21 protein-coding genes and 1 pseudogene are annotated in these 24,889 nt (G+C 54.7%); 9 read left to right on the forward strand and 13 right to left on the reverse strand.

The features are described 5' to 3' along the window. Window positions 1-107 precede the first annotated feature (107 nt). The gene (gene yidA, locus ACLRGG_RS01210; RefSeq protein WP_416248041.1) at window positions 108-917 is read right to left on the reverse strand and encodes a sugar-phosphatase; all 810 of its coding nucleotides are present in this window, start codon (window positions 915-917) and stop codon (window positions 108-110) included. A 410-nt stretch (window positions 918-1,327) separates the two neighbouring features. On the opposite strand from yidA, the gene ACLRGG_RS01215 reads away from it, so the two are divergent. Then, window positions 1,328-1,924: a helix-turn-helix transcriptional regulator gene (locus ACLRGG_RS01215; RefSeq protein ID WP_416248042.1), complete on the forward strand. Its 597-nt coding sequence runs from the start codon at window positions 1,328-1,330 to the stop codon at window positions 1,922-1,924. Between the two features lie 61 nt (window positions 1,925-1,985). On the opposite strand, the gene gyrB is transcribed toward ACLRGG_RS01215, so the two are convergent. The 4 genes from gyrB to dnaA form a co-directional block, all read right to left on the reverse strand. Further along, the gene (gyrB, locus tag ACLRGG_RS01220) at window positions 1,986-4,394 is read right to left on the reverse strand and encodes a DNA topoisomerase (ATP-hydrolyzing) subunit B (RefSeq protein WP_416248043.1); all 2,409 of its coding nucleotides are present in this window, start codon (window positions 4,392-4,394) and stop codon (window positions 1,986-1,988) included. Between the two features lie 17 nt (window positions 4,395-4,411). After that, window positions 4,412-5,497 (reverse strand): DNA replication/repair protein RecF, encoded by a 1,086-nt coding sequence (recF, locus tag ACLRGG_RS01225; RefSeq protein ID WP_416248044.1) that lies wholly within the window; start codon window positions 5,495-5,497, stop codon window positions 4,412-4,414. A 189-nt stretch (window positions 5,498-5,686) separates the two neighbouring features. After that, window positions 5,687-6,787, reverse strand: a complete 1,101-nt coding sequence (dnaN, locus tag ACLRGG_RS01230) for a DNA polymerase III subunit beta (RefSeq protein WP_416248045.1) — start codon at window positions 6,785-6,787, stop codon at window positions 5,687-5,689. A gap of 4 nt (window positions 6,788-6,791) precedes the next feature. Beyond that, window positions 6,792-8,186 carry a chromosomal replication initiator protein DnaA gene (dnaA, locus tag ACLRGG_RS01235; protein ID WP_416248046.1) on the reverse strand — a complete coding sequence of 465 codons (1,395 nt, stop codon included), beginning with the start codon at window positions 8,184-8,186 and terminating at the stop codon, window positions 6,792-6,794. 602 nt (window positions 8,187-8,788) lie between these two features. Here dnaA and rpmH point away from each other — a divergent pair. The 7 genes and pseudogenes from rpmH to ACLRGG_RS01270 all read left to right on the forward strand — a co-directional run bounded on the left by rpmH (window position 8,789) and on the right by ACLRGG_RS01270 (window position 13,946). Further along, window positions 8,789-8,929, forward strand: a complete 141-nt coding sequence (gene rpmH, locus ACLRGG_RS01240; protein ID WP_003849659.1) for a 50S ribosomal protein L34 — start codon at window positions 8,789-8,791, stop codon at window positions 8,927-8,929. A 17-nt stretch (window positions 8,930-8,946) separates the two neighbouring features. Next, the gene (gene rnpA / locus ACLRGG_RS01245; protein ID WP_416248047.1) at window positions 8,947-9,306 is read left to right on the forward strand and encodes a ribonuclease P protein component; all 360 of its coding nucleotides are present in this window, start codon (window positions 8,947-8,949) and stop codon (window positions 9,304-9,306) included. Beyond that, window positions 9,270-9,528 (forward strand): annotated as a pseudogene (gene yidD, locus ACLRGG_RS01250) (membrane protein insertion efficiency factor YidD). Before rnpA ends, yidD begins: the two are co-directional and overlap by 37 nt. Window positions 9,529-9,530: 2 nt before the next feature. Then, window positions 9,531-11,177: a membrane protein insertase YidC gene (gene yidC / locus ACLRGG_RS01255; RefSeq protein ID WP_416248048.1), complete on the forward strand. Its 1,647-nt coding sequence runs from the start codon at window positions 9,531-9,533 to the stop codon at window positions 11,175-11,177. An 85-nt stretch (window positions 11,178-11,262) separates the two neighbouring features. Further along, window positions 11,263-12,627, forward strand: coding sequence for a tRNA uridine-5-carboxymethylaminomethyl(34) synthesis GTPase MnmE (gene mnmE, locus ACLRGG_RS01260; RefSeq protein WP_416248049.1), 1,365 nt, complete (start codon window positions 11,263-11,265; stop codon window positions 12,625-12,627). A gap of 117 nt (window positions 12,628-12,744) precedes the next feature. Further along, window positions 12,745-13,467: a 4'-phosphopantetheinyl transferase family protein gene (locus tag ACLRGG_RS01265; RefSeq protein WP_416248050.1), complete on the forward strand. Its 723-nt coding sequence runs from the start codon at window positions 12,745-12,747 to the stop codon at window positions 13,465-13,467. Between the two features lie 299 nt (window positions 13,468-13,766). Then, window positions 13,767-13,946, forward strand: coding sequence for a hypothetical protein (locus ACLRGG_RS01270; RefSeq protein WP_416248051.1), 180 nt, complete (start codon window positions 13,767-13,769; stop codon window positions 13,944-13,946). A 417-nt stretch (window positions 13,947-14,363) separates the two neighbouring features. Here the strand turns inward: ACLRGG_RS01270 and ACLRGG_RS01275 are convergent, their stop codons facing one another. Further along, a complete protein-coding gene (locus ACLRGG_RS01275; RefSeq protein WP_416248052.1) occupies window positions 14,364-15,677 on the reverse strand; it encodes an NCS2 family permease in 1,314 nt (437 codons plus the stop codon). Window positions 15,678-15,884: 207 nt separating this feature from the next. On the opposite strand from ACLRGG_RS01275, the gene yieH reads away from it, so the two are divergent. Further along, a complete protein-coding gene (gene yieH, locus ACLRGG_RS01280; RefSeq protein ID WP_416248053.1) occupies window positions 15,885-16,547 on the forward strand; it encodes a 6-phosphogluconate phosphatase in 663 nt (220 codons plus the stop codon). 65 nt (window positions 16,548-16,612) lie between these two features. Here the strand turns inward: yieH and phoU are convergent, their stop codons facing one another. From phoU to ACLRGG_RS01315, 7 genes are all read right to left on the reverse strand, one after another. After that, window positions 16,613-17,350 (reverse strand): phosphate signaling complex protein PhoU, encoded by a 738-nt coding sequence (gene phoU / locus ACLRGG_RS01285; RefSeq protein WP_416248054.1) that lies wholly within the window; start codon window positions 17,348-17,350, stop codon window positions 16,613-16,615. Between the two features lie 16 nt (window positions 17,351-17,366). Further along, on the reverse strand, window positions 17,367-18,137 hold the full coding sequence (gene pstB / locus ACLRGG_RS01290) for a phosphate ABC transporter ATP-binding protein PstB (RefSeq protein ID WP_345829566.1): 771 nt from the start codon (window positions 18,135-18,137) through the stop codon (window positions 17,367-17,369). Window positions 18,138-18,180: 43 nt separating this feature from the next. Next, entirely contained in the window at window positions 18,181-19,068 is an 888-nt protein-coding gene (gene pstA / locus ACLRGG_RS01295) for a phosphate ABC transporter permease PstA (protein WP_416248055.1), read from the reverse strand. After that, window positions 19,065-20,027 (reverse strand): phosphate ABC transporter permease PstC, encoded by a 963-nt coding sequence (gene pstC, locus ACLRGG_RS01300; protein WP_416248056.1) that lies wholly within the window; start codon window positions 20,025-20,027, stop codon window positions 19,065-19,067. The genes pstA and pstC overlap by 4 nt, the downstream gene beginning before the upstream one ends. A gap of 73 nt (window positions 20,028-20,100) precedes the next feature. Continuing rightward, complete coding sequence (gene pstS, locus ACLRGG_RS01305) at window positions 20,101-21,141, reverse strand: phosphate ABC transporter substrate-binding protein PstS (protein WP_416248057.1); 1,041 nt, start codon at window positions 21,139-21,141, stop codon at window positions 20,101-20,103. A gap of 282 nt (window positions 21,142-21,423) precedes the next feature. Then, on the reverse strand, window positions 21,424-23,541 hold the full coding sequence (locus tag ACLRGG_RS01310) for a TonB-dependent siderophore receptor (protein ID WP_416248058.1): 2,118 nt from the start codon (window positions 23,539-23,541) through the stop codon (window positions 21,424-21,426). A 225-nt stretch (window positions 23,542-23,766) separates the two neighbouring features. Beyond that, window positions 23,767-24,888, reverse strand: coding sequence for a serine hydrolase domain-containing protein (locus tag ACLRGG_RS01315; protein ID WP_416248059.1), 1,122 nt, complete (start codon window positions 24,886-24,888; stop codon window positions 23,767-23,769). Window position 24,889 lies beyond the last annotated feature (1 nt).

Raw genomic sequence — 24,889 nt, forward strand, 5'->3', positions numbered from 1 at the left:
TGCTATGGGCAGAGGGTCAGCGTGGCGGATCCCGCTTTACCCTGTGCCCGGCTGCGCGCGATAAAGACAGGCTGGGAGAACCGACCTGCCCGTATTATCGACTGGCGCTACAGTACATATTTCTCGATGGCGTGAGCCACACCATCTTCGATATTGGTTTTCGTCACAAACTGAGCGACATTCTTAACGCTCTCAATGGCGTTACCCATCGCTACGCCGGTGCCGGCGAATTCCAGCATGGCAATGTCATTTTCCTGATCGCCAATCGCCATCACCTGCTCAGACGACAGGCCTAAGCGGTCTGCAAGCGCTTTAACGCCCGCGCCTTTATTGACGCGCTTATCCAGAATCTCCAGATAGTAAGCCGAGCTTTTCATGATGGTATAGCGATCGCGGGCTTCCTGAGGAATACGCGATATTGCTTCGTCCAGCTTATCCGGGTCGTCGATCATCATCACTTTTGGAAAGGTGCTGTTCGTATCCATCTCATCAACCGCGCGATAGCGCAGCGGGATGCCGGTTACTGAAGACTCATGGACGGTGTACTGACTGATGTCTTTATTTGGCGTGAACAGCAGGGTTTTTGTCAGCGCCTGGAAATGGACGCCCAGCTCACGGGCCATTTTTTCGAAATAGAGATAATCACTGAACGTCAGCACCACCTCCGCCACGCACCGGCCATCTTCAGCCTGCTGTACCAGCGCGCCATTATTGGTGATACAGAACTGCCCTTCCTGCTGCAGGTCGAGCGTTTGCAGATACTGCTGTACGCCGATAAACGGGCGTCCGGTAGCCAGCACGATAGCCACGCCTTTATCACGCGCCGCTGCAATCGCCTGCCGGACGCGCGGACTGACCTCATGCTGAGGGGTAAGCAGGGTGCCATCCATATCAATTGCAATCAGTTTTATCGCCATTACATCCTCGTCAGCTAAAGATTTTCCTCATGCTAACGCGATTACGCGCACCATGACCAGCATGATAATGCGTTGTGAGGCTGCGCCGTCAGGTTTTGCCGATGCGGAATGTGGGGCTGCGGCTGGACAGGCTGGATGTGTCACAACGTCGCGGCAGTGAGAATACTTAACGGAAAATGTAGCGCAGATACCTGTTTTACGCGTAAAGTAATCTGCATAAAGATTAAGCAGAAGGTGATATTTACCATATCTGGCAACTTTGCATCTGCTGCGGGTCTGGAAAATAACATCAGGGAACAAGGTTGCTCCCTGATGTTATTCTCTATTTAGCACACCGTTGCCGTTATTGCCCAGACGGGCATACACGTTGAGCGGCACAAAGGAAATACCCTTTCATGGAGGAAAGATGCATGAATGTACTCATTGTCAGTACTGACCACTTTTTTATATCCGGAGCCGTGGCGCTGGTTTCGCAGGCCTGGCCCAACAGTCTGATAACCAGTCCGGTTTTCATCATTTCAGAGACCGAAGATTCGTTCCTCGCTCCCGACCTTATCATCACCGATGTGAATCACACATCACCCGTGCTGGAAACCTGTTTTCCCCACGCATTCCCCCTGGCCGGCAGGACCATCCTGCGGCATGTGACAATTTTTTTCGCCCGACAGTGTCATAAGGAACGTGGCGACTACTGCCCGCTGCACCATATTTATCTGCATAAGCGCGAGTCGGCTAAGGGTTTGCAGCTGCTGTTTACCCGGCGGGATCCGGCGATTATGAAGGCTAATCCGTCGCATCGTAGCCAGCTGCGTTCGCCGTTAAGCAAACAGCAGGAGATGGTGGTGCGGTATACCAGCGAGGGGATGTCACTGACGGATATTTCGCGGCTGACTCAGCTGAGCGTAAAAACCATCAGCACCCATAAACGGGCGGTGATGCGTAAGTTGGGCATAAAGAATAACAGTGAGTTTTATCAGTATGCGCTGGCGGGGTATTTGAATAATTAAATCGGGTCGCTGACGCCAGACCAAAAGGCCTGGCGTCAGCAGCCGGGACACCATACGACGATTAGATGTCGATATTGGCGGCTTTCAGGGCATTCTCTTCAATAAAGGCACGACGAGGTTCAACCGCATCCCCCATCAGCGTGGTAAACAGCTGATCGGCGGCGATCGCATCCCGCACCGTTACCCGCAGCATGCGGCGGCTTTCGGGATCCATGGTCGTTTCCCACAGCTGCTCCGGGTTCATTTCGCCCAGACCTTTGTAACGCTGAACGGAGAGGCCACGACGCGACTCTTTTTCCAGCCACTCTACCGCCTGCTCGAAGCTTTCGATCGGCAGACGGCGCTCGCCGCGCTCGATAAAGGCATCTTCCTCAATCAGGCCGCGCAGCTTCTCACCCAGCGTGCAGAGTTTGCGATACTCACCGCCCACCACGAAATCATTATCCAGCGGGTAATCGGTATCCACGCCGTGGGTACGCACGCGAAGAATCGGTTCAAACGTATGCTGCTCAAGGTTTTCGCGTACCAGGCCGAGATAAGAGCTACCGTGCTGATCGTTCTCGTTCAGGTAAGTCACCAGCCCATCCAGCCAGTGCTTCACCGGCGCTTCAACGCTGACGTCGCTCAGGGTTGGATGGTAGATCAGTGCGTTCAGCAGCGCCACCGGATAACGGCGCTCCATGCGCTTGATCATCTTACGCGTACTCTTAAACTCGAAGACCAGATTTTCCAGCTGCTCACCGCCCAGCGCAGGCGCACTGGCGTTGGTGTGCAGCGTGGCACCGTCAAGCGCGATCGCTATCTGATACTGATCCATCGCGTCGTCATCTTTAATATACTGCTCCTGCTTACCCTTTTTCACCTTATACAGCGGCGGCTGAGCAATATAGACGTGACCGCGCTCAATGATTTCCGGCATCTGACGGTAGAAGAAAGTCAGCAGCAGCGTACGGATATGTGAGCCGTCGACATCCGCATCGGTCATGATAATGATGCTGTGATAGCGCAGTTTATCCGGGTTGTATTCGTCGCGGCCAATACCACAGCCCAGCGCGGTGATCAGCGTCGCCACTTCCTGCGAAGCCAGCATCTTGTCGAAGCGCGCTTTTTCGACGTTCAGGATTTTGCCCTTCAGCGGCAGGATGGCCTGATTTTTACGGTTACGGCCCTGTTTGGCAGAACCGCCTGCGGAGTCACCCTCCACCAGGTAGATTTCAGACAGCGCGGGGTCACGTTCCTGACAGTCAGCCAGCTTGCCCGGTAAACCGGCCAGGTCCAGCGCGCCCTTACGGCGGGTCATCTCACGAGCACGGCGCGCGGCCTCGCGGGCGCGGGCGGCATCAATGATTTTACCCACGACGATTTTCGCATCGGTGGGGTTTTCCAGCAGGTATTCCGCCAGCAGTTCATTCATCTGCTGCTCGACCGCCGTTTTCACCTCAGAGGAGACCAGCTTGTCTTTAGTCTGTGAGGAGAACTTCGGATCCGGCACCTTAACCGATACCACGGCAATCAGCCCTTCACGTGCATCATCACCGGTGGCGCTGACCTTGGCTTTTTTGCTGTAGCCCTCTTTATCCATATAGGCATTCAGCGTACGGGTCATGGCGGTACGGAAGCCCACCAGGTGCGTACCACCGTCGCGCTGCGGAATGTTGTTGGTAAAGCAGTAGATATTTTCCTGAAAACCGTCGTTCCATTGCAGCGCGACTTCCACGCCGATGCCGTCTTTTTCCGTTGAGAAATAGAATACGTTCGGATGGATAGGGGTTTTGTTTTTGTTCAGATATTCCACGAAGGCTTTGATACCGCCTTCATAGTGGTAATGATCCTGCTTGTCGTCACGCTTGTCTTCCAGCCTGATAGACACGCCTGAGTTCAGGAAGGAAAGTTCGCGCAGGCGCTTTGCCAGGATCTCAAATTCAAAGCGGGTAACGTTGGTAAAGGTTTCGTGGCTTGGCCAGAAGCGCACGCGCGTTCCGGTCAGGTCCGTCTCACCCGTTACGTTCAGTGGCGCCTGCGGCACACCGTGAACGTAAACCTGCTGGTGGACTTTGCCTTCACGACGGATGGTCAGCTCCAGCTTTTCAGACAGGGCATTCACCACCGAGACGCCCACGCCATGCAAACCGCCCGATACTTTATACGAGTTGTCATCGAACTTGCCGCCTGCGTGCAGCACGGTCATGATCACTTCAGCCGCCGAGACGCCCTCTTCTTCGTGAATGCCGGTAGGGATCCCACGGCCATCATCCTGCACGGAAACGGAGTTATCGGCGTGGATGGTGACAACAATATCTTTACAGTGGCCCGCGAGGGCTTCGTCGATGGCGTTATCCACGACCTCGAATACCATGTGATGCAGACCGGTGCCGTCATCCGTATCGCCGATATACATACCCGGGCGTTTGCGTACTGCATCAAGCCCTTTAAGAACTTTGATACTTGAGGAGTCATAAGAATTCGACATCAACGTTTCTCGCTCGTTTAATCTTCAGGTTGAACCGCTATTTTACCCTGTTCCACGCGGAACATCTTGCCCTTTTCGTCAGCCATGTCGAACACGTGTTCGGCACCAATAGCGCTGACAAAAACCTGGGCATGCGTGGCTTTTAAACGCGAAGCCAGCAGCAGCCGACGCGTTTCATCCAGCTCGGAGGCAAAATCGTCTATCAGATACAGGCAGCGTTGCCCGTTCTGTCGGGTGAGAAACTCACCCTGCGCCAGTCTCAGGGCGCACATCAGCAGCTTTAACTGGCCGCGTGACAGTAAATCTTCCACCGGCGTGCCATCGGCGCGAATGCGAAAATCGGCTTTATGTGGCCCGCTGGCGGTGTAGGTAAGCGCTCTGTCGCGCTCAAACTGGCGTTCAAGCAGCTCAGCGTAATCACTTTCTTTGTCCCAGCCGCGCTGGAAAGAGAAGCTCAGCTGGAATTCGGGTAAAAACTGCGCACAGGTGGCGTTAATATCCTCTGCTATCGCCTCGCTGTAGGCCGCGCGCCAGGCGCTGATCTGCCCGGCAAGCGGGGCCAGCTCCTGATCCCAGGCGCGAATTTGCTGATAGCGGGACACCTGCCGAAGCGCGGCATTACGCTGCTTCATCAGGCGTCGGAGGTTGCTCCAGGCGGTAAAGAAGCCCGGCTCGTTATGAAAACAGCCCCAGTCGATATAGGCCCGGCGATATTTAGGGCCGCCGTTAAGCAGGGTAAAGCCCTCGGGCGTGATCAGCTGCATAGGCAGCATATGCGCCAGTTCGGCGACCTTATGGCCGTCACTGCCGTCAATGCGCACCTTGCTGTCTCCGGCGCGGTTTTTGGTCAGGCCAACGGAGGTTTCCCGCTCAGCCCCCGCGATCCGCCCGTGCAGCACAAAAGCGTCCTGGTCGTGACGGATCACCCGCCCCGCCTGTAAGCTGCGAAAAGCGCGGCCGTGACCCAGGGTGTAAATCGCTTCCAAAACGCTGGTTTTACCGCTGCCGTTTGGCCCCACCAAAAAATTAAATCCGGGTGCCAGCGAAAGGTCTGCGTTTTCGATATTGCGAAAGTCTTTAATAAGAAGGCGGGTTAAAGCCATACAGACGGAATTCCAAAACAGGCGATGATAGAGCAGCATCCTGCCCTTTCTTTACGACAGGCCAGGGCGTCAACGGCGTAGCCAGTCTGGGGGCAGCCAGCGCGCAAAAAACGGAGCGTACACAAAGTACGTGAGGATTTTGAGCACTGTCCAACCCTGAGATGGCAAGTAAGTTAACCCGATAATTTACTACAACCGCATTGGCATCACGACGTAGGCCGCGCTCTGACTGGCCGCATCCTCAATCTGCACGCTGGACACGGAGTCCGTCAGCAGCAGGCGGACGTTTTCGCACTTCAGCGCATTCAGTACATCCAGCACGTAGCTGACGTTAAAACCGATTTCTAAATCGGTACCGCCGTAGGTGACATCCAGCATCTCTTCGGCTTCTTCCTGTTCAGGGTTATTCGCCGTGATTTTAAGCTGATTTTCGCTGATATAGAGGCGAACGCCGCGAAACTTCTCGTTAGAGAGGATCGCCGCGCGTGAGAAAGCCTGCTTTAACAGGTCACATCCCGCATCAAGCGTTTTATCCGGGTTTTTCGGCAGTACCCGACGATAGTCAGGGAAACGCCCATCGACCAGCTTCGAGGTAAAAATGAAATCGCCCACGTGCGCACGGATGTTGTTGCTGCCAATCTGCACGCGCAGCGGCGTTTCGCCGCCGTCCAGCAGCCGCACCAGCTCAATCACGCCTTTGCGCGGTACGATCACCGAATGGCTGGGCAGCGCCTGGCCCACCGGCATGGAACACACCGCCAGACGGTGGCCGTCAGTTGCCACGGTGCGCAGCTCTTCCCCCTCGGTTTCAAACAGCATGCCGTTGAGGTAATAACGTACGTCCTGATGCGCCATGGAGAACTGCGTGGCCTCGATCAGGCGCTTCATAGTGGCCTGCGGCAGCGTGAACTCAACCTCGCTCTGCCAGTCATCCAGGTTCGGAAAGTCGCTGGCGGGCAGGGTGGAGAGTGAGAAGCGGCTGCGTCCTGAGCGGACCAGCATTCTCTCCCCATCCAGAATAACCGTGATCTCCGCGCCTTCGGGCAGGCCGCGGCAGATATCAAAAAATTTGCGCGCCGGTACGGTAGTGGCGCCCGGCTCGTGATCCTGCATCAGGGCGACGCGGGCCACCATTTCCATCTCTAAATCGGTCCCGGTCAGCAACAGGCTGCCTTCGGTAACCTGTAATAGCAGGTTGCCGAGGATCGGTAACGTCGGACGACCGCCCAGTGGGCTGCTGACCTGCTGTAAGGGCTTAAGTAAGTGCTCGCGTTCTACAATAAATTTCATAGCGTCAGGAAGATAATGTTCTGATTAGATTTGAGAAATCTTCTTTAATATCGTGACTCTCTTCACGCAGCTGCTCGATTTTGCGGCAGGCATGCAGTACCGTGGTATGGTCACGACCCCCGAAAGCATCGCCGATCTCCGGCAAACTGTGGTTGGTCAACTCTTTAGCCATCGCCATCGCCATCTGACGCGGCCGCGCCACCGAGCGGGAACGCCGTTTGGACAGCAAATCAGCCACTTTGATTTTGTAGTACTCGGCTACCGTCTTCTGAATATTATCAATGGTAACCAGCTTTTCCTGCAACGCCAGAAGATCGCGCAGCGCTTCACGGACAAAATCAATGGTGATGGCGCGCCCGGTGAAGTTGGCGTTAGCAATCACCCGGTTCAGCGCCCCTTCCAGCTCGCGCACGTTGGAACGCAAACGCTTGGCAATAAAGAAGGCCACTTCGCCCGGCAGGCGAATGTCATTTTCGTCCGCCTTTTTCATCAGGATCGCCACACGGGTTTCCAGCTCGGGCGGCTCAATGGCCACCGTCAGACCCCAGCCAAAACGCGATTTCAGGCGATCTTCCACGCCGTTGATCTCTTTTGGATAGCGATCCGAGGTCAGGATGATCTGCTGATTACCTTCCAGCAGCGCATTGAAGGTGTGGAAAAACTCCTCCTGCGAACGCTCTTTGTTAGCAAAGAACTGAATGTCATCAATAAGCAGCGCATCAACCGATCGATAGTAGCGCTTGAACTCTTCGATAGCATTGTTTTGCAGCGCCTTAACCATATCCTGCACGAAGCGCTCGGAGTGCATATAGACCACTTTAGCATTCGGCTTACGCGCCATAATGCCGTTCCCCACGGCGTGCAGAAGGTGGGTTTTACCCAGGCCCGTACCGCCGTAAAGGAAGAGAGGGTTATACGCGCCGCCGGGGTTGTCCGCCACCTGACGCGCCGCCGCGCGTGCCAGCTGGTTCGACTTACCCTCAACGAAGTTATCGAAATTATGTTTGGTATTCACGTTTGAGCGGTATGACAGTTCTGCCGGGGCGGGCATGCTGTCCCAGCTTGGCCGTGCAGGAGCCGGGCGGGCGCCATGGTTCACGGGCGCACTGGCATGGGCGCTGGCCATCACCGGCTGGCTAATCTGGCGCGTCACGGGCTTGCTACCGACTTCAAAACGCAGCAGGGGAACGTCACTGCCGCAGAAATCGTTAAGCAGACCGTTGATATTATTGAGGTATTTATCCCTAACCCAGTCGAGCACAAAGCGATTTGGTGCATACAGGGCCAGCGTGTTGTCGTTTAATTCGGCCTGCAATGGACGTATCCACATGCTGAATTCTGTGGCAGGTAGTTCATCCTGCAAACGGGCAAGACACTGTTGCCAAAGCGTAAGTGACACGGCGGACTCCACTCGAAAAAATTCGATAAGAAAAAAGGCGCTGAAGCGATAAATTCATCATTGTTGACGCATGCAGATGACGCACATACGAACCGCTATCCACGGTTACTCCGTTGCAGGCAGACCACGAGGATCGCTAACGGAAGGGCGGATCATAGCGTAAAGCGCCGCAGAGATCTTCACTTTCTACACAGTTTTGATCCATTTTATCCACAGGCACTGACGCGCGGTGATAAGTGTACCTCTTCATGGCCAAAAGGCAGCCAGGATCCTCAGCATTCACAGGAGTTTTACGCTTCCATCACGTTATTATTGCATGCTTTCTGCAATGAGATCGCCAGAAGATCCTGGTCGATCCTTGCGATTTATCCCCAACGCCGTATAATTCCCGCCCCGGCGTGTAGCGCTCTGGCCCGAACCGGCTGGTTTTGCGGTCGAACGGGACATCCAGACGCGACTTTAACGCGAAGTAAATTGACTCCGGACTGTACAATTATTACAATCCCGCCTCTTTATTAAAGACACACTGAGGCGTCGGTCGATTTTCTGACCATGAAAACGCGTCACCAAGTGAAATTTTCCAAGTTTAGGTAGAAATCGCCATGAAACGCACTTTTCAACCGTCCGTACTGAAGCGTAACCGTTCACACGGTTTCCGTGCTCGTATGGCAACAAAAAATGGTCGTCAGGTTCTGGCACGTCGTCGTGCTAAAGGCCGTTCACGTCTGACCGTTTCTAAGTAATAAAAGCTAACCGCTGAGTGGTTAAGCTCGCATTTCCCAGGGAGTTACGTTTGTTAACTCCCACTCATTTCACCTTCGTCTTCCAGCAGCCACAAAGAGCTGGCACGCCGCAAATTACCATTCTCGGCCGCCAGAACTCGCTGGGGCATCCCCGCATCGGTCTTACCGTCGCCAAAAAACACGTTAAGCGCGCGCATGAACGCAACCGGATCAAGCGATTGACCCGCGAAAGCTTTCGTCTGCGTCAGCATGACCTGCCCGCTATGGATTTTGTAGTGGTGGCGAAAAAAGGGGTTGCCGACCTGGATAACCAGGCGCTGGCGGAAGCGTTGGAGAAGATATGGCGTCGACACTGTCGCCTGGCTCGCGGCTCCTGATTGGGCTGATTCGCGTCTATCAGCGCGTAATCAGCCCCCTCTTAGGACCCCACTGTCGTTTTCATCCAACGTGCTCTCAATACGGCATTGAGGCATTGCGCAGGTTCGGCGTAATAAAAGGCAGTTGGTTGACGATGAAACGCGTATTAAAATGCCATCCTTTAAATCCGGGTGGTGACGATCCGGTGCCGCCAAATAACCATTGATACCAGAGAACATTAACGATGGATTCGCAACGCAATCTCTTTCTCATCGCTTTTCTGTTCGTGTCCTTTATGATCTGGCAAGCCTGGCAAACGGACCATGCTCCGCAGCCTGTGCAGACCCAGACCACACAGAACACGACCAGCGCAGTCGGTGATGCTGCTAATCAGGGTGTACCTGCCAGCGGCCAGGGCAAAACGATCACCGTTAAGACTGATGTCCTGTCTTTACATATCAACACCCGCGGTGGTGATATCGAGCAGGCACTGCTGCTGGCTTACCCTGATAAACTGGGTTCTTCACAGCCATTTGAGCTGCTGGAAACGACCCCAGGCTTTCTGTATCAGGCGCAAAGCGGTCTGACCGGTCGTAACGGCCCGGACAATCCGGCTAATGGCGCACGTCCACTGTTTACTGCCTCTCAGGATAACTATGAGATGGCTGACGGTCAGAGCGAACTGCGTATCCCGCTGACGTTCACTGCTGAAAACGGCGCGACCTACACCAAAACCTTCGTGTTTAAACGTGGCGACTATGCGGTCGGCGTTGACTATCAGGTTAACAACACTACCCAGCAGCCGCTGGAAGTGGCGATGTTCGGCCAGCTGAAGCAGACCATTGACCTGCCTAAGCATCGTGATACCGGCAGCAACAACTTTGCGTTGCACACTTTCCGTGGCGCGGCTTACTCCAGCAGTGAGACCAACTACGAGAAGTACAAATTCGACAAAATCAGCGATAACGAAAACCTGAGCACCACCACCAGCAACGGCTGGGTGGCAATGCTGCAGCAGTATTTCGCCACCGCATGGGTACCGCGCACCGCCGGAACCAATACGCTCTATACCAGCAACCTCGGTAACGGTATTGCCGCTATCGGCTACAAGTCAGCGCCGGTGACCGTCGCGCCAGGCTCGCAGCAGAATCTGTCTGCCACTCTGTGGGTTGGCCCGGAAATTCAGGACAAGATGGCCGCGATTGCGCCGCATCTGGACCTGACTGTCGATTACGGCTGGCTGTGGTTTATCTCTCAGCCGCTGTTTAAGCTGCTGAAGTTCATCCACAGCTTTATCGGTAACTGGGGCTTCTCCATCATCGTTATCACCTTTATCGTACGTGGCATCATGTACCCACTGACCCGGGCGCAGTACACCTCGATGGCGAAGATGCGTATGCTTCAGCCGAAAATCCAGGCGATGCGTGAGCGTCTCGGTGACGACAAACAGCGTATGAGTCAGGAGATGATGGCGCTGTATAAAACCGAGAAAGTGAACCCGCTGGGTGGCTGTCTGCCGCTGGTTATTCAGATGCCTATCTTCCTGGCACTGTATTACATGCTGATGGGCTCCATTGAGCTGCGCCATGCGCCGTTTGCCCTGTGGATCCATGACCTCTCTGCACAGGACCCGTACTACATCCTGCCGATCCTGATGGGCATCACGATGTTCTTCATCCAGAAGATGTCGCCGACCACCGTGACCGACCCGATGCAGCAGAAGATCATGACCTTTATGCCGGTCATCTTCACCGTGTTCTTCCTGTGGTTCCCGGCAGGTCTGGTACTGTATTACATCGTCAGTAACCTGGTGACCATCCTCCAGCAGCAGCTGATTTATCGCGGCCTGGAAAAACGCGGTCTTCACAGCCGCGACAAGAAGAAAGCGTAATTTGCGCGAATAACCGCAAATAACCCAGTAAAATAAGGCGGTCATCTGACCGCCTTATTTTTTTGCCCAGAAAAGAGAGTTAACTATGAACCACAGCGAAACAATTGTTGCTCAGGCTACGCCGCCAGGCCGCGGCGGCGTAGGTATCCTTCGGGTTTCCGGCAGCAGGGCATCTGAAGTCGCTCAGGCGCTGCTGGGCAAACTTCCCAGGCCGCGCTATGCCGATTATCTGCCTTTTCGTGATGGTGAGGGGCAGGCGCTGGATCAGGGCATCGCGCTGTGGTTCCCCGGCCCCCACTCTTTTACCGGAGAGGATGTGCTGGAATTGCAGGGACATGGCGGGCCGGTAATCCTCGATCTGCTGTTAAAGCGCATTGTTGCCCTGCCCGGCGTGCGCATTGCCCGGCCGGGAGAGTTCTCCGAGCGTGCATTTCTCAATGACAAACTTGACCTGGCGCAGGCGGAAGCCATTGCCGATCTGATCGATGCCAGTTCTGAACAGGCGGCACGCTCTGCGTTGAACTCCCTACAGGGCGCTTTTTCGCTGCGCGTCAATAATTTGGTGGAAGCACTTACTCACCTGCGGATCTACGTGGAAGCGGCTATCGACTTCCCGGATGAGGAGATCGATTTTCTTTCCGACGGCAAAATTGAAGCGCAGTTATACCAGGTCATTAACGATCTTGACGCGGTACGTAACGAAGCCCGACAGGGAAGCCTGCTACGGGAAGGCATGAAAGTTGTTATTGCTGGTCGTCCTAATGCCGGCAAATCCAGCCTGCTTAACGCGCTGGCGGGGCGTGAGGCAGCTATCGTAACCGATATCGCCGGTACCACGCGTGACGTGCTGCGTGAACATATTCAGATCGACGGCATGCCGCTGCATGTGATTGATACGGCAGGGCTGCGTGAGGCTAGCGACGAAGTGGAGCGTATCGGTATTGAGCGCGCGTGGAAAGAGATTCAGCATGCCGACCGCGTACTGTTTATGGTCGACGCCACCACCACCAACGCCACCGGGCCAGCAGATATCTGGCCCGATTTTGTGGCGCGTCTTCCGCCTGGTTTACCCATTACCGTAGTGCGTAATAAAGCTGATGTAACGGGCGAGGCGCAGGGTCTGACGGAAGTTAATGGTCACTCACTTATTCGCCTTTCTGCCCGCACCGGCGATGGGATCGATGTGCTGCGCAATCATCTCAAAGCCAGCATGGGCTTTTCCGGCAATACAGAGGGGGGTTTCCTGGCGCGCCGCCGTCATCTTCAGGCGTTGGAGTTAGCAGCCACTCACTTATTACAGGGACGCGAGCAGTTGCTGGGCGCACGCGCGGGTGAATTGCTTGCAGAAGAGCTACGTGTCGCACAGCAGGCGCTGAGCGAAATCACCGGTGAATTCACCTCCGATGATTTGCTGGGCCGTATCTTCTCCAGTTTCTGTATTGGCAAATAAACGGCTGGCCTGAGCCTTATCTGAAATTCACTAAATCCTGATAATGTGGGATGCTATTTGCTAAGAACATTCTTACAATTAAACTAAGGATTTCCGACCATTATCATGGAGCGACAGATGGCAGCACATTTTGCACGTCGAACGCTTGTCCATAACACTCTCCAGGCGCTGCGGCTTCCCCACAAACTGATCGATTTCGCCGCTACGCTGCCTGAAAAGCGGCGTTCGCGATTTCTTACCGCGCGTTCACTGCTGGCCGAGCTGATGCTGCGGATTTATGGTATAGCTGAACTTCCTGAATTAACGATCTCTTCCTACGGTCGTCCGCATTTTGTCGATCGCCATCTGCCCGATTTCAGTATCGCTTATGCTGGCACCGTGGTTGGCGTACTGCTGGCGGAGGAAGGCGGCAGGGCCGGGCTGGGAATGGAGATTGTCCGGGCTCATAGCCGACAGGTCATGGATCGGTATCTGCGCGACCTCTCTTCTGGCGAAAAAGCCTGGATTAACGCACAGCTCGACCCGTCTGAGGCGGCAATTCAGCTTTGGGCTATGCGTAAAAGCCTGCTGAAACTCACGGGCCGGGCGCCAGATCCGGGTGACCTGTTGCACCTGCATCCCGCCTCCGGTCGGTTCAGAGCGAACGGCTTCCCGGATATTCAGGCGGTTTCAAACGTTGAACCGCTGCTGCTCTGGTCCTGCGCCTTTTCATCCGGCAGCGAGCGGCTACATCTATGGGAATATGATGAAGATGAGAACTGGGTTCAGTTACAGAATATTCTGGTCAATAAAGTCAATATAGGCCAGCATGTTCTGCGTCTGACCAGCAGAAGCTTTTGATGCCACCTGGTAACACCCGCATGAACGCTATAATAAAAGCCAACGTTTAATAAAAATAAATATCCTTTCCCAGGGAGAATATTTATTATGTTGTTTCCGTCGGGATGCATACCTTTAAGATCCATGACTCAGTAATCATATATGGTTTAGCCTGTCTGATTATTCGACATAATACTATTCTTTTTTGCTGGCCTGTATATTAGCATTCAAATCGGGGAACGCGCTAATGTTAAAGTTGCTCCTCGATATAATGCTTTCCCATGCTTATGAAATAGCAACAACTAAATAAGGAATGAAAAATGAAAGAACTTAATGCCAATGAAATTTCAGCCGTATCCGGTGCAGGTTTTCTGTTCACTTTTTTAAACGAGTTTTTCCTGAATAACTCAAATAATTTTGAAGTACTGCCCCCATCCTTTGATAATGGGACGATAAGTTCAATGGATTTTCGTTTTAAGCAAACTTCTTCAGCCGAGTAATGCCTCTCTGATCGGAATTTTTCCGAGAGTAGCAACGTAACAAATATATAACTCAAAAAATCTCAACTGAGATATTTAGCCACAGAGTAGACGACCTTTGTCAGTCTGCTCTGTTTTTTTAGACTAGTCTAAAAAAAACAGTAATCTCAATTTATCTTATTCCGCATCATTAGTTTCCCCTGGCATTTTCACTCTCCTCTTTCATCGTCAAATTGAGATAACGGCGTCAGGGTGCTTTATTCTCATAATTCCATTCAAAGAGATTATTGAGATCTCAAAAAATCATATCCTGATAATTCAATATCGCACCCGCTCACCAGTAACGCTTAGATAAGCACGCTGTTAAATCATCACCTTATGTTGAATGAATTAAGTATTAGCCAGGAAATATTGAGAAAAAAACTTCCCGGCTATCACTCAGGATGCGTCTATAAACACGATTTTCAGTATAAACAGCAGCGCCACAATGACCACACAAGGCGTAATTTCACGCCAGCGACCGCTGCCGAGCTTCATTACGCAGTAGGAGATAAAACCGAGGGCGATCCCCTCGGTGATGGAGAAGCTGAACGGCATCATGATGGCGGTAACGAAAGCCGGAACGGCTTCGGTCAGATCTTCCCACTTTATCCGCGTCAGGCTTGAGGTCATCAGCACACCAACGTAAATCAGCGCACCGGCTGCCGCATAGGGCGGCACCATACCCGCCAGCGGGGAAAGAAACATCACCAGCAGGAACAGGATCCCGGTGACCACCGCCATCAGACCGGTGCGACCGCCGATCGCGACGCCCGATGAGCTTTCAATGTAGGCGGTTACCGAAGAGGTGCCGATATATGAGCCAACCACCGAGCTGATGCTGTCGACATAGAGCGCCTGCTTCATACGCGGGAAGGTGCCTTTCTCATCGGTCAGACCGGCTTTATCCGTGACGCCGACCAGCGTACCGGAGGAGTCGAACAGATTGACCAGCATAAAGGAGAAGATGATCCCCGCCATGCCAACGTTCAGCGAACCGGCCAGATCGACCTGGCCGATAATCGAGGTGACGCCCGTTGGCGCGGAGAATACGCCGCCGTACTTCACATCACCAAGGGCCAGGCCAATCAGCGTGGTCACCACAATGGATACCAGCACTGCGATGTGGATATTACGTGACGCCAGAATGGCGATAATAAAGAAGCCCAGCGCCCCCAGCAGTACGCTGTGGGAGGTTAAGTGGCCGACGGCAACCAGCGTCTCCGGATTAGCCACCACAATGCCGGCGTTCTTCAGACCGATCATCGCAATAAACAGGCCGATACCGGCGGTAATGCCCACCCGCAGGCTGAGAGGAATATTGGCGATCATCCAGTAGCGGACGCGGAAAAGAGTCAGCAGCAGCAGCCCCGTCGCCCCCCAAAATATCGCGCCCATGCCGACCTGCCATGAAATGCCCATGGCCCCCACCACCACAAAGGCAAAAAAGGCATTCAGTCCCATTGCCGGTGCCAGCGCAACCGGCAGGTTGGCCACCAGGCCCATCAGAATACTGCCGAAAGCGGCAATCAGGCAGGTGGTGACAAACACCGCCTGGGTATTCATGCCCGCTGCACCCAGGATCTGGGGATTCACAAAAACGATGTAGACCATCGTCAGAAACGTGGTGAATCCCGCAATCACTTCCGTGCGCGCAGTCGTGCCGTGCTCCTGCAGTTTAAAGATCCGCTGTAACAGGCCAGGATTATTCATTGTGTGATTCCAGAACGAAGAGAAGTTATCGTCGGCTATCCTAACCTAAAAATTTATTAATGGTAGACGGCCAGGCGGTTTTTTCGCAACCGATTGCGCCTCATTTGCCTTCAGATTGCCGCCGCTAACCGGAAATGACAATTGCGGGTCGCATTTCGGTGTCAGACAGGTAAAGTGGCATAAGGATAATGAATACAGGAACCCACCATGTCTGTTAGCTGTGTGTTTTTTGATTGCGACGGGACGCTGGTTGACAGCGAATTACTTTGTGCCCAGGCCTACGTCAACATCTTTGCCCGCTTTGGCGCGGAGCTGCCATTGCAGGAGATGTTTGAGAAATATAAGGGCGTTAAACTGTACGAGATTATCCCCACCGTGGCTAACCGGTTTAACCTGACCGTGCCGGTGGAGGAGTTTGAATCTGCCTGGCGGGCAGAGGTTACACGCCTTTTTGACCTTGAACTTAAGCCGATATCAGGCGCTTATGCCCTGCTGGAGCAGATAACCGTGCCCGTCTGCGTGGTGTCAAACGGCACCGTGCCGAAAATGCAGCATTCGCTGGGCCTGACGAAGATGCGCCCCTTTTTTGATGACCGGTTGTATAGCGGCTACGATATCAACAGCTGGAAACCGGATCCGGACCTGATGGTCTACGCGGCGAAACAGATGGGTGTCCCCCTGGAGAACTGCATTCTGGTGGATGACTCCGAAGCGGGCGCTAACGCCGGCGTTGCCGCGGGTATCCCGGTATTCTATTACTGTGCGGATGCCCATAATAAGCCGATTGACCATCCGCTGGTGACCGCGTTTGATGATATGGCACAGCTCCCGGGACTGTGGAAGGCGCGCGACTGGGATCTGACGAAGTAACCGCGCACAAACGGGGCCTGCGCCTGATTTATCGCTACGGGTGACGGTCTTCGTCGTCACCCGTCTCAGTCTGGCGTATTGCTGCCTTCGCTGTCATCCGTTAACAGCTTATCCAGCTGGTCGCCGCCGATATGGCGGAAATCCTGCCCCTTCACAAAGTAAAAGATGATTTCGCAGATATTCTGGCAGCGGTCGCCGATGCGCTCGATGGCACGCGCGCAGAACAGCGCGGTGAGTACGCTAGGAATGGTGCGCGGATCCTCCATCATATAGGTCATTAGCTGTCGCACGATACCTTCATATTCCTGGTCAACCTTTTTGTCTTCGCGATAAATTTCGACGGCGGCATTAAGATCCATACGCGCGAAGGCATCCAGTACATCGTGTAGCATCTGAATAGTGTGGTGGCCCAGTGACTCCAGGCTCACCAGCAGCGACTGATGCTGCTGACCAAACTTTTCCAGGGCGGTACGGCAGATTTTATCCGCCACGTCGCCGATGCGTTCCAGCTCGGAAATGGTTTTGATGATCGCCATCACCAGCCGTAAATCACTGGCGGTGGGCTGACGCCGGGCAATGATCCGCACACAGGCTTCGTCAATCGACACTTCCATCATGTTGACCTGCTGATCGCCCGCAATGACCTGCTTCGCCAGCTCGCCATCCTGGTTATGCATTGCGGTGATAGCATCGGTAAGCTGCTGCTCTACCAGCCCGCCCATGGTCATCACCTGGGTACGGATATGCTCCAGCTCGGCGTTGAACTGCCCGGAGATATGTTTATTGAGGTTAAGGCTGTCCATCGTGTTCTCCCGTCGATCAACCGTAGCGGCCGGTAATGTAGTCTTCAGTCTGCTTCTGGTGCGGTTTGGTGAACAGCGTGTCGGTATCGCTGAACTCAATAAGCTCGCCCAGGTACATAAAGGCGGTGTGATCGGAGCAGCGCGCCGCCTGCTGCATATTGTGCGTGACAATCACCAGGGTGTAATCCTGCTTCAGCTCGGTGATCAGCTCTTCGATACGGCCTGTGGAAATCGGGTCCAGCGCCGAGCAGGGTTCATCCAGCAGCAGCACCTCCGGGCGAATGGCAATGCCGCGCGCAATACAGAGCCGCTGCTGCTGCCCGCCGGACAGGCTGTAGCCGCTCTGATGTAGCTTATCTTTGGTTTCCATCCACAGTGCAGCTTTGGTCAGCGCCCATTGTACCCGCTCGTCCATATCGGCACGCGAGAGTTTTTCAAACAGGCGTACACCAAACGCGATGTTTTCGTAAATCGACATCGGGAACGGCGTCGGCTTCTGAAAGACCATCCCCACCCGTGCGCGCAGCAGGGCGATATCCTGGCTGGCGGTCAGGATATTCTCGCCGTCGAGCAGGATTTCACCCTCCGCGCGCTGCTCCGGGTAGAGCGCAAACATCTTGTTGAAGGTGCGCAGCAGCGTGGATTTCCCACAGCCCGACGGACCGATAAAAGCGGTTACCTGATTTCTGGCAATATCCAGGTTGATATTCTTCAGTGCATGGAATTTTCCATACCAGAAGTTCATATTTCGCACCTGAATCATATTACTGGAGGAGTTGTCAGCCATTGTTCGTCTCGCATGGTTCATGCCGCCGCAGCCGCACGCTTAATTAATGTTTGCCCCTGGCGAAAACCACGCGCGCCAGAATATTCAGCAGAAGGACGCAAAGCGTAATTAACAGTACGCCCGCCCAGGCCAGGCTCTGCCACTCCGCGAACGGACTCATGGCGAATTTAAAGATCGTCACCGGCAGGTTTGCCAGCGGCTGCATCATATCGGTGCTCCAGAACTGGTTGGAGAGCGAGGTAAACAGCAGCGGCGCGGTCTCCCCGGCAATACGGGCAATCGCCAGCAGCACGCCGGTAAGAATGCCGGAAACCGAGGCTTTGAGGGTAATCGCCGAGATCATCTTCCATTTGGGCGTGCCCAGCGCATAGGCCGCTTCGCGCAGGCTGTCCGGCACCAGCCGGAGCATGTTTTCCGTCGTGCGAATGACAATCGGGATCTGCAGCAGCGCCAGCGCTACCACGCCCGCCAGGCCGGAAAAGTGCTGCATCCGCGCCACCACCAGCGTGTAGACAAACAGGCCGACCACGATGGAGGGCGCGGAGAGCAGAATATCGTTAATAAAGCGGATAACCTCCGCCAGCCAGGATTTACGGCCATATTCCGCCAGGTAGATCCCGGCCATGATCCCCAGCGGCGTACCCACTACCGTCGACCAGAGGATCAGCAGTCCGCTGCCAGCGATGGCGTTCGCCAGGCCCCCCCCGGCCGTGTTTGGCGGCGGGGTATTTTCGGTAAACAGCGACAGCGTCAGGCCATCCATACCGCGCGTAACGGTGGCAAACAGGATCCACACCAGCCAGAAGAGGCCAAACGCCATCGTCATCAGCGAAAGCGTCAGCGCGATGCGGTTTTTCAGCCGTCGCCAGGCCTGCATTTTGCGACGTGAGGCCGCTATCGCGGCAGGCGTATGCATATCCAGCGCGGTCATGAGCGCCCTCCTTCACTTTTCGCCAGCCGCAGGATCATCAGCTTCGAGCAGGCCAGCACGATAAAGGTAATCACAAAGAGAATCAGCCCCAGCTCCATCAACGCGGCGGTATGCACGCCCGATTCTGCTTCGGCAAACTCGTTCGCCAGCGCCGAGGTAATGCTGTTGCCCGGCATAAACAGCGACGGGCTGTCGAGCTGGTAGGTATTGCCGATGATAAAGGTCACCGCCATGGTTTCACCGAGCGCCCGCCCGAGGCCAAGCATCACCCCGCCGATCACGCCATTTTTAGTAAACGGCAGCACCACGCGCCAGATAACTTCCCAGGTGGTGCAGCCAATGCCGTAGGCGGATTCCTTCATCATCACCGGCGTCTGTTCGAAGACGTCGCGCATGACCGACGCGATATAGGGAATGATCATAATGGCGAGAATAATCCCGGCGGCCAGAATGCCGATGCCGAAGGCCGGGCCGGAGAAGAGCGCGCCGACGATGGGAATATTCGCCATCAGTTCGCCGAGCGGCGTCTGGAACCAGGTGGCAAACAGCGGGGCAAAGATAAATAGCCCCCACATTCCATAGACGATGCTCGGTATCGCGGCAAGCAATTCAATGGCCACGCCAAGCGGACGACGCATCCAGTTGGGCGCCAGCTCGGTCAGGAACAGGGCGATACCGAAGCTGACCGGTACGGCAATGATCAGCGCAATAAGTGAAGTGACGACGGTGCCATAAATCGGCACCAGCGCACCAAACTGTTCGTTGGGCGCATCCCAGGTTTTGGTCCATAAAAATGCAAAGCCAAACTTCTGGATACTCGGCCAGGAGGAGAAAATAAGCGAGACGATAATGCCGCCCAGCAGCAACAGCACAATCAGCGCCGCCAGCCTGACCAGCGCGCTGAAGATAATATCGCCCCGCCTGCCGGGAGGCCTGAATGTCGGCGTGGTTGCAGCCATAGCGTTCTCAGTAAGTTAGTGTTGGCGCGGCCCTGGGATCGCCCCATACGGGATCAGTCAGCGTGCCCCTTAACTAAAAGAGGGCCTTTCCTGAGCTGTCTTTAACATTGGTTTTCCATGCGGCACGGACCTGTTCAACGACCGCATCCGGCAGCGGCGCATAGTCCAGGCTGGTGGTGGTTTTGCTGCCGTTTTTGTAAGCCCAGTCGAAGAATTTCAGTACGGCTGCGCCCTTGTCGGCGCTATCCTGCGTTTTATGCAGCAAAATGAAGGTGGTGGAGGTGATCGGCCAGGCATTTTCGCCCTTCTGAAACGTCAGATCCTGAGCAAAAGAGCGCTGCCAGTCTGCGCCTTTCGCCGCATTGCTGAAGCTCTGCTCGCCGGGTTCAACCGCTTTGCCATCGGCATCCTGCAGTTTGGTCCAGGCCAGGCCATTTTGTTTCGCATAGGCATACTCGACGTAGCCAATTGAGCCTGGCAGCCGCTGAACAAAGGCGGCAACGCCGTCGTTACCCTTACCGCCCAGGCCAACCGGCCAGTTTACGGTATTACCCTTGCCCACTTTGCTGTTCCAGTCGCTGTTTACCTTTGCCAGGTAGCTGGTAAAGACGAATGAGGTGCCGGAGCCGTCGGCGCGGCGCACCACGTTGATATTGCTGTCGGGCAGTTTAACGCCAGGGTTCAGGCGGCTAATAGCCGGGTCATTCCACTTTTTGACGGTGCCCAGATAGATATCGCCAACGGTTTTACCGTCCAGCGTCAGCTGGCCGGATTTCACCCCGGGCAGATTAACGGCCAGTACCACGCCGCCAATCACGGCAGGAAACTGGAACAGGCCATTTTTTTGCAGATCGTCGTCTTTCATGGGTGCGTCAGACGCGCCAAAGTCGACGGTTTTCGCGATGATTTGCTTTACGCCGCCGGAGGATCCGATGCCCTGATAGTTAACCTGCGCGCCCGTCGCCGTGTTGTACTCTGCGGCCCATTTGTTATACACCGGCGCCGGGAAGGTGCCGCCCGCGCCGGTCAGATTGGTGGCCGCCATGACGGAAAGGGTGCTGAGTGAAAGGGTTACTGCGACGCATTGCGTCAGGGTTTTGCGTACCAGTGTCATATTCCCTCCGGGGGATTAAAAGTCAGACTACACGCGGTCTTAATCTCAGTATTTTTTGCTGCTGGAGGGAAAATAGGACATTTTGATGACAGTAACATGTACGCAATATGACATTTTTATGACATGGGAAATAACCGGATCCCAGGCAGCCGGGCATAAAAAAACTCAGCGCGGGGTTATTCCACGCTGAGTTATCGGACCGGCAGAGGCGTTACGCTGAATTGTTGCGCGGATTACCGCTGCACGTACCCTGGCGCTCTATTTGGAAAAAGCGACGCCGCATCAGAAGTCGTAGCCGACGGTCGCCATAATGGTACGCTCAGCGCCCCAGTAGCAGTAACCGGTACCATAACAGGCGGAGACGTAGTCACGGTCGGTCAGGTTATTGGCGTTAACCTGCACGAAAGCGCCTTTCAGACTGCTATTCCAGGCGCCCAGATCGGCACGCACTGACGCGTCAAACAGCGTGACGGAGGGCAGGCGCGTGGTATTTTCATTATCTGCCCACTGCTTGCCAATATAGCGCACGCCCGCGCCGACGCTCAGTCCATAGTCAAACTGGTATTTAGCCCAGGCCGACGCCATGGAATTTGGCGTGACGTAAGGGGTATGTCCGTCGTTGCCGTCCACGGAGTCCTTATAGCGCACGTGGTTCAGCGTATAGCTGGCAAGGGTGCTCAGGCGTGGCGTGAGCTGGTTGTGTGCTTCCAGCTCCAGCCCCTGCGAATGCACTTTTCCGGCCGGATCGTAGTAGGAGCCCACCACCACGCGGTTGCCGACATCCTTCTGCGTTAAATCATAAACGGCGATGGAGTAGAGATCGGAGGTACCCACCGGCTGATACTTCACGCCGGCCTCATACTGCTCAGAGGTCGTTGGCTTGAGCAGGTTGCCGTCCCGACCGGAGAGGGACTGCGGCGTAATGGCCTGGCTGTAGCTGGCGTAAGGCGAAATGCCGTTATCGAAGGCATAGAGCAGGGCCGCGCGACCGCCAATATGGTCATCCTGACGACGGTATTTGCTGTCGTAAGCATAGTTTTCCGTCTGCGAGACGATGCGATCGTAGCGACCGGACAGGTCCAGATGCCACTTATTCCACTCCATTTCATCCTGCAGATAGACCCCAGTCTGGTAGTAACGGCGCTGCGACTTGCTGAAGGTGTAGTCCGGGTTAAGCCCCACAGCCCGACCGGTAACGGCATTTAGCTGGCTGGCGTAGCCGCTGGCGTCGCTCAGATCATTTTTATACTGATGATACTCCGCGCCCAGCACTACCTTGTGGTCAACCTCGCCGGTGGCGAAGTCTGCTTCCAGCTGGTTGTCGATGGCAAAGGCATCCAGCGAGGAACGGGAGCCGGAGTAGTAGCGATTCAGCAGGTCAGGATTGGCGGTGTCCCAGCCAATCTGATACACCTGATCGAGATCGACATTTGAGTGCGAGTAGCTGGCATTCGAGCGGAATGCCCAGGTATCGTTAAAGCGATGCGAGAATTCGGCGCTGTAGATTTGCTCATTGCGCTTGAACTGATCCAGCGAACTGTCGCCGTCATAGAAGCCGGTGCTCAGCTTACGGCCATTATGTTCGGTGATGCTGCCGTCACCCGGCACCGCGCTGTGGTAGCCACCGGAGGGATCTTTTTGCAGATAGGCGCGCAGCAGCAGTGAGGTATCTTCATCCGGCTGCCACAGCAGGGACGGGGAAATAGCATATTTCTCTTCGCGGGTATGATCATACTGGGTATCGCTGTTGCGGGTAATACCCGTCAGGCGAAACGCCCACTGATCGTTAATCGCGTCGGTGTAATCAAAGGCCGCGCCGTTGGTGCTGTTGGTGCCGGTGAACAGGCGAAAATGGCCCTGCGGGGCAAACTGCGGGCGCTTAGAGGTTTCCATCACCAGCCCGCCCGGTACGGTCTGACCGTAAAGTGCGGAAGACGGTCCCTTAATAACGTCGATACGCTCAAGGAACCAGGGATCGACCTGCAGCACGTTGTAGCTGCCCGGATCGCTCATCAGGCGCAGACCATCAAGGAAGATGTTGTCCACGTCGCCGCCGTGGAAGCCGCGCAGCGAAACCGTATCGTAGCGCGTGGCCGCCCCCGCGAAGTTGGTAAAGGCCCCGGCGGTATAGTTCAGCGCCTGATTGACGTCCATCGCGCCCTGATCTTCCATCTGCTGGCGGGTCACCACGGAAACCGACTGGCCGGTGGTTAGCAGTGGGCGATCGGTTTTGGTGGCGCCACTGCTGGTTTTCGCCGTATAGCCTTCGGTCGGCGAAGTGGCTGTTTCGACAGGCTGCGCGGTAACGACCAGGGTATCGGCGGCCCAGGTGAGAGCTGGTGTGCAAAGTGCGACAGAACAGAGCAGAACGGAACGCTTCAGGATAAAAGGCATTCTCATTATCAATCCCTTAAAAAAGTAGGCTTATCGCTCCCGCCTCGCAGGAGTGCATCGGAAAGACGCGCGTTAAAGAGATGTAAGAATATGTGTAATCTCAATGAGAATTATTATCTTTCCGATTCAACATTTCAAGCGTTGATTTCTCTAATAGTTTCTGATTAATAGTGTGGGGATATTGGTGGGTGGCTCTGATTCGGCTGCGCGACCCCCTGCCCGGGCCACGCATTAATGAAGTGCACACATCTCCTGCGCCAGTTTAGTTATTTTACCTTCTCTGAAGAGCGTGCTTGCACAGCTGGCAGACGGATGAGCATGCATCGTACCCACGTTTGTCAGGATCGCCACCGCACAATCTGTTTTTTCATACCACCATACGCTTGCACTAAAACCCAGCACATTGCCGCCATGGCCTGAAGCCATGCCGAGAGTCGTATTCATTCTGAACAGGCTCAGCCCCATTTGCGCACCGTCAGCCGGGATCCAGTTCTGCATTTCATTCAAACTCGCTGCGTTAAGTAACTGTCCATTTTTGAGCGCCAGAATAAACGTTAGCACATCCTGTGACGTGGAAATGATCCCTCCGGCGGCCCATTCGACGGTAAGGTTAGTCGCAGACACATTGAGGAGGTTTTTATTTTCTCGCTTAAAACAATCTGCAAAGCCTGCTTTTTTTATAAAAGAATCGTCCGCCCGGTGGAATTTGCCGGACATACCCTGAGAATCGGTCTGAGGATCAAAGACCATAAAAGTATTCGCCAGCGCAAGCCTGTTGAAAATCCGGGTTGCCAGGACCTCCCGCAATCCTTGCAAAGTGATGCGCTCGATTAACAGCCCCAGCAGGGTGAAATGGGTATTTGAATAATGAAATGCCTCCCCAGGCCGACATAAGGGGGCTATCCCCCGTATGTATGCCAGATTTTCATCAGGTTGCCATATTTTGGTCGGATCCAGACTTTTTCCACGCGCCGCGTGAATCCAGGAAGGTTCATTTTCCCAGCTGGGTATACCGGCGCGATGTGACAGCAGTTGCCTGAGAGTAACCTTATCTGCATTGGCAATGCCTGCAAGGCAGGCTTTTTCCAGCCAGCGAGACAGCGGGGCATCGAGCGTCAGTAAACCCTCCTCCGTTAACTGAAGTATGATCACCGCAATGAACACTTTGGTTATGCTTCCAATACCAAAACGGGTCTCCGGCGTGATGTTCACCTCACGGGTCATATCAGCATAGCCCGCAGTACCCTGCCAGATAATATTATTGCCTTTACCGACGGCCACGGCGATCCCGGGGAAATCCTCTGCGGTTATCCGGTTAAGCAACGTTTGCAGCCGGGTTTCAGATAACGTCATC

The sequence above is a fragment of the Erwinia sp. PPS120 genome, assembly GCF_047918655.1.
Classification (GTDB): domain Bacteria; phylum Pseudomonadota; class Gammaproteobacteria; order Enterobacterales; family Enterobacteriaceae; genus Erwinia; species Erwinia tasmaniensis_A.

Coding starts and splice junctions, on each gene's coding strand:
- yidA (WP_416248041.1), bottom strand. CDS start 917: ATGGCGATAAAACTGATTGCAATTGATATGGATGGCACCCTGCTTACC.
- ACLRGG_RS01215 (WP_416248042.1), top strand. CDS start 1,328: ATGAATGTACTCATTGTCAGTACTGACCACTTTTTTATATCCGGAGCC.
- gyrB (WP_416248043.1), bottom strand. CDS start 4,394: ATGTCGAATTCTTATGACTCCTCAAGTATCAAAGTTCTTAAAGGGCTT.
- recF (WP_416248044.1), bottom strand. CDS start 5,497: ATGGCTTTAACCCGCCTTCTTATTAAAGACTTTCGCAATATCGAAAAC.
- dnaN (WP_416248045.1), bottom strand. CDS start 6,787: ATGAAATTTATTGTAGAACGCGAGCACTTACTTAAGCCCTTACAGCAG.
- rpmH (WP_003849659.1), top strand. CDS start 8,789: ATGAAACGCACTTTTCAACCGTCCGTACTGAAGCGTAACCGTTCACAC.
- yidC (WP_416248048.1), top strand. CDS start 9,531: ATGGATTCGCAACGCAATCTCTTTCTCATCGCTTTTCTGTTCGTGTCC.
- mnmE (WP_416248049.1), top strand. CDS start 11,263: ATGAACCACAGCGAAACAATTGTTGCTCAGGCTACGCCGCCAGGCCGC.
- ACLRGG_RS01265 (WP_416248050.1), top strand. CDS start 12,745: ATGGCAGCACATTTTGCACGTCGAACGCTTGTCCATAACACTCTCCAG.
- ACLRGG_RS01270 (WP_416248051.1), top strand. CDS start 13,767: ATGAAAGAACTTAATGCCAATGAAATTTCAGCCGTATCCGGTGCAGGT.
- ACLRGG_RS01275 (WP_416248052.1), bottom strand. CDS start 15,677: ATGAATAATCCTGGCCTGTTACAGCGGATCTTTAAACTGCAGGAGCAC.
- yieH (WP_416248053.1), top strand. CDS start 15,885: ATGTCTGTTAGCTGTGTGTTTTTTGATTGCGACGGGACGCTGGTTGAC.
- phoU (WP_416248054.1), bottom strand. CDS start 17,350: ATGGACAGCCTTAACCTCAATAAACATATCTCCGGGCAGTTCAACGCC.
- pstB (WP_345829566.1), bottom strand. CDS start 18,137: ATGGCTGACAACTCCTCCAGTAATATGATTCAGGTGCGAAATATGAAC.
- pstA (WP_416248055.1), bottom strand. CDS start 19,068: ATGACCGCGCTGGATATGCATACGCCTGCCGCGATAGCGGCCTCACGT.
- pstC (WP_416248056.1), bottom strand. CDS start 20,027: ATGGCTGCAACCACGCCGACATTCAGGCCTCCCGGCAGGCGGGGCGAT.
- pstS (WP_416248057.1), bottom strand. CDS start 21,141: ATGACACTGGTACGCAAAACCCTGACGCAATGCGTCGCAGTAACCCTT.
- ACLRGG_RS01310 (WP_416248058.1), bottom strand. CDS start 23,541: ATGAGAATGCCTTTTATCCTGAAGCGTTCCGTTCTGCTCTGTTCTGTC.
- ACLRGG_RS01315 (WP_416248059.1), bottom strand. CDS start 24,888: ATGACGTTATCTGAAACCCGGCTGCAAACGTTGCTTAACCGGATAACC.